The organism is Bifidobacterium sp. (genome assembly GCF_050874245.1).
Classification (GTDB): Bacteria; Actinomycetota; Actinomycetes; order Actinomycetales; family Bifidobacteriaceae; genus Bifidobacterium.
In genome coordinates, this window is the sequence record NZ_JBNMKH010000130.1 from 1 (window position 1) to 3,257 (window position 3,257).

The window sequence follows — 3,257 nt, forward strand, 5'->3', positions numbered from 1 at the left end:
ACGCGATACCGGTTCAGACTGAAGCTGGTCATGCCGAGGATCGGTGTGGACCAGTCCATCAACCGCATACGACGGCAAACTTCCGGTCCTTGCATGCCTTCCAACGACATATCGAGCAGTATAAGAGCGTATTGGCCAGCGTTCAATGCAAACAATTGCAAAGCTTCAACGCCGCTGGTGGCCGAATCGGCGATACTCACCGCCGGAAGAATCCGCTTGAATAGGCCAGGCAACGCTTCGATGACGATTTCGTCATCGTCAACAAGCAATACCTTCGGGCCACCAACTGTTTTCCCCATCATGGTACGACGCTCCTCTTTCTGGAAAAACATCCCCCTACCACACCACGATACATCATTTCACCATCACCCCTTACTCATATTGAGTATATCGTCCGCAATAACCCCGTAAAACGACTCATACAATATGAATCATTGGTCCAAGGCGGCCCGATATGATGACGAAAGGTGGACGATGATGTCCTGGATGAAACACAATAAACTAGCGAAAACAATTTCCGCATCAATAGCGGCTGTCGGAATATGCTTCGGCACCACTGCCGTGGCAAATGCTGTATGTCGGTACCCTGTCACCAGTGGCTCATATAGCGAAGGCCCTTATCATGTTGAATGGAGCGTGCAACCGACAAGTTCATATGTAAGGACTCAAACCGATTACCATAACCAATATTGCTACGCACAGCAAGATAGGCCACAACATTCGCAGACAAGCAGAGCGCTCGCTAAGCAACATTGCTCCGCCTCAGTTAGCGGAGGCTCTTCATTGACTCAAAATGATTATGTTGAATATTATCAGTATTAGGAAGCTCGATCGCCATGCGGAATGGAATAGTCCATGTGTTGAGAAACATCACCACATGCTTAGTAGGCATAACTCTTATCGGCTGCGCGGGCTGTGGGGCGGCTGTCGACCAGCAGGATACGAAACAGCCGACCGGAAGTGCCGACAGTGACCCATCCAAAGCCAAAATCGCGAATTCGATACCGGATTACATCGATTTTCTTCTTGATTTGGACGCCAAACCCGATACCAAGTATCCCATGAGCGACGCTCAGAAGACGATTCTGAAGCGTTCCAGGAAATCAGGAAGCGTGTCGAAACCGGATTACGAACTCGCTTGGTCGAATTACAAGCAGTGCGTGACCGGCTATGGGTATACGACACCTGTGCTCAAGCAGTTCTCCAATGGCCTGTACATGATCGCCATGCGAGACACGACCGGCATGAGCGACCAGCAGCGCTGGAAGTTCAATGAAGATGAGAACAAATGCTATAACACTGAAGTCATTGCGGTGACCGGCGTGTACCAGATGCAAATAGGCAATCCCGGCATGCTTTCCGATGCCGACCAAGCCATGGTCGATTGCCTGCATAAGGCCGGTATCGTGCCGAAAAGCTACGATAAGGAAGCGTACAAGAAAGATTTGGACGCGCACGCCAAAAACTAACCCACCACTGTGGATTTCTCGAATGCCGAAATGCAGAGCTGCTGGGTGGCGAACGGCGCGTCGTTCGGAGACGTCAATGATACCGATCAGTGGAAGCCGCTCGGCTGACCGCCGCGTTCCCGTCATGCATCGGCAGACGACCGTAAACCCTGCATGATTTGGACTCGTGCGGAACGGAAACGTCATGCGCGTTGGGTGGCATAGAACTTGAGTTCCTGCGCCACGAACGGACGCAGCATCGTGGTGGCGGCAATCGCGCATAGCAGGAACAGCGCGCCTACCGGACCAAGCCACGTCAGCCCGAAATGTCCGTTGACCAGGCCACCGACCGCCGACCCGATTGCGATGCCGATGTTGAACGACATGGAATTAAGCGACGCGGCTAGGTTCAACGAGCCAGGGTGCGACTGCGAGGCGACGTCCATATACAGCACTTGGGAAGCGGAATTCTGCAGGTACATGAACATGCCCAGCACCACGAGCAGCAACGCACCGTACACCGGCACCCAATGCGCCACGACGAGCGATGCCATGAGCACCGCATGGGCGCAGTAGATGGGACGGATGTGCGTCAGCGGTTCCACTCCCCTGCCGTGGTCGGCCAACTTGCCGCCATACAGATTGCTCCATAGGCAGGCCGCACCGAAGATCACCAGTCCGACGCTCAGGTACTGTTCCGGCACATGCACTTCGTCGCGCATGATCGGCGTCAGATACGTGTAAAAGACGTAGCTTGCGGCCGCGCCGCACACCACGGTGAGCACGCCGAGCTGGATGCGCCGGTCGAAGAACAGGCGGAACTGCGGCAGGAATCCGATCTTCACGATGTGGCTGTTTCGTGGCAGCGTCACGATCATGCCAAAGATGAGCACGATGGTGAGCACGTTGATCATATGAAACGCCCAACGCCAGCCGAACGTGTTAGCCACCCACGTGCCAACCGGCACGCCGACCACGGATGCGATGGAGAATCCGGAAAACACCCATGCGATGAATTTCGTACGGAATCTGTCGGCGGTCACGTCGGGCGCGTATGTCATGGCCACGGCCACCAACGTTCCGGACACCAGGGCGATCATGATGCGCGCCACCACCAGCACCGCATAGTTCGGCGCGAACGCACACAGGATATTGCCCGCGAGGAACACACCGATCAGCGTCAGATGCGTGGCGAATCGCGGGAACCTTGCCGACAGCGCGGATCCGAGCGGGGTGACGGGCGCATACACGAAGGCGAACAGGGACACCAGATTGCCGACCGTCACCTCCGACACCTTCAGATCGGCGGCGATGTCGGGCAGGATACCGACCATGATGAATTCGCTCATGCCAAGCATGAAGCTCGACGCGATGAGCATCACCACCGGCAGATTGAAGAACCGTTCCTTGTCGATCCGCACTTTTCCGCTCTCCGCTTCCATTCGCATTCCGTCATTCGCTTCCCGATGTTTCGATTCGCACGGCATCGCTTACGTCAATCGATTGACGATTTACTTTCTTCAGGAAAGGATAAACCGCGCGCGATACAATACGGTACCGATGACACGCAAGATGACACGCAAAACCAATCGGAGCGGAAACAGCGGCGGGAAAACCGGCGGAAACAGGTCACGCAACCGCAAAACAAGCAATCGCAAGACGGGCAACCGCAAATCCCTTGTTCCAAAGAATCTGCGCAGAAAACTGCGCAATACATGGAACAAGGCGAGCCTCAAGCAACGCATCGGCATGATCGCCACTACATTGGTGGCGACGGTCGCGGCGATAGCCATCATTGCGGGCCCAATC

Annotated in this window: 3 protein-coding genes and 1 pseudogene; 2 read left to right on the plus strand and 2 right to left on the minus strand. The window is 55.1% G+C overall.

Annotated features, from left to right (window positions below; genetic code table 11):
* Window positions 1-302, minus strand: a 302-nt coding sequence (locus tag ACR0P8_RS09075) for a response regulator transcription factor (RefSeq protein ID WP_432624754.1), incomplete at its 3' end; no start/stop codon positions are given.
* 555 nt (window positions 303-857) lie between these two features.
* Here ACR0P8_RS09075 and ACR0P8_RS09080 point away from each other — a divergent pair.
* Window positions 858-1,469: a hypothetical protein gene (locus tag ACR0P8_RS09080; protein WP_432624755.1), complete on the plus strand. Its 612-nt coding sequence runs from the start codon at window positions 858-860 to the stop codon at window positions 1,467-1,469.
* Between the two features lie 182 nt (window positions 1,470-1,651).
* On the opposite strand, the gene ACR0P8_RS09085 is transcribed toward ACR0P8_RS09080, so the two are convergent.
* A complete protein-coding gene (locus ACR0P8_RS09085) occupies window positions 1,652-2,890 on the minus strand; it encodes an MFS transporter (protein ID WP_432624756.1) in 1,239 nt (412 codons plus the stop codon).
* Window positions 2,891-3,008: 118 nt separating this feature from the next.
* On the opposite strand from ACR0P8_RS09085, the pseudogene ACR0P8_RS09090 reads away from it, so the two are divergent.
* Window positions 3,009-3,257, plus strand: a pseudogene (locus ACR0P8_RS09090) (hypothetical protein); the annotation flags it as partial.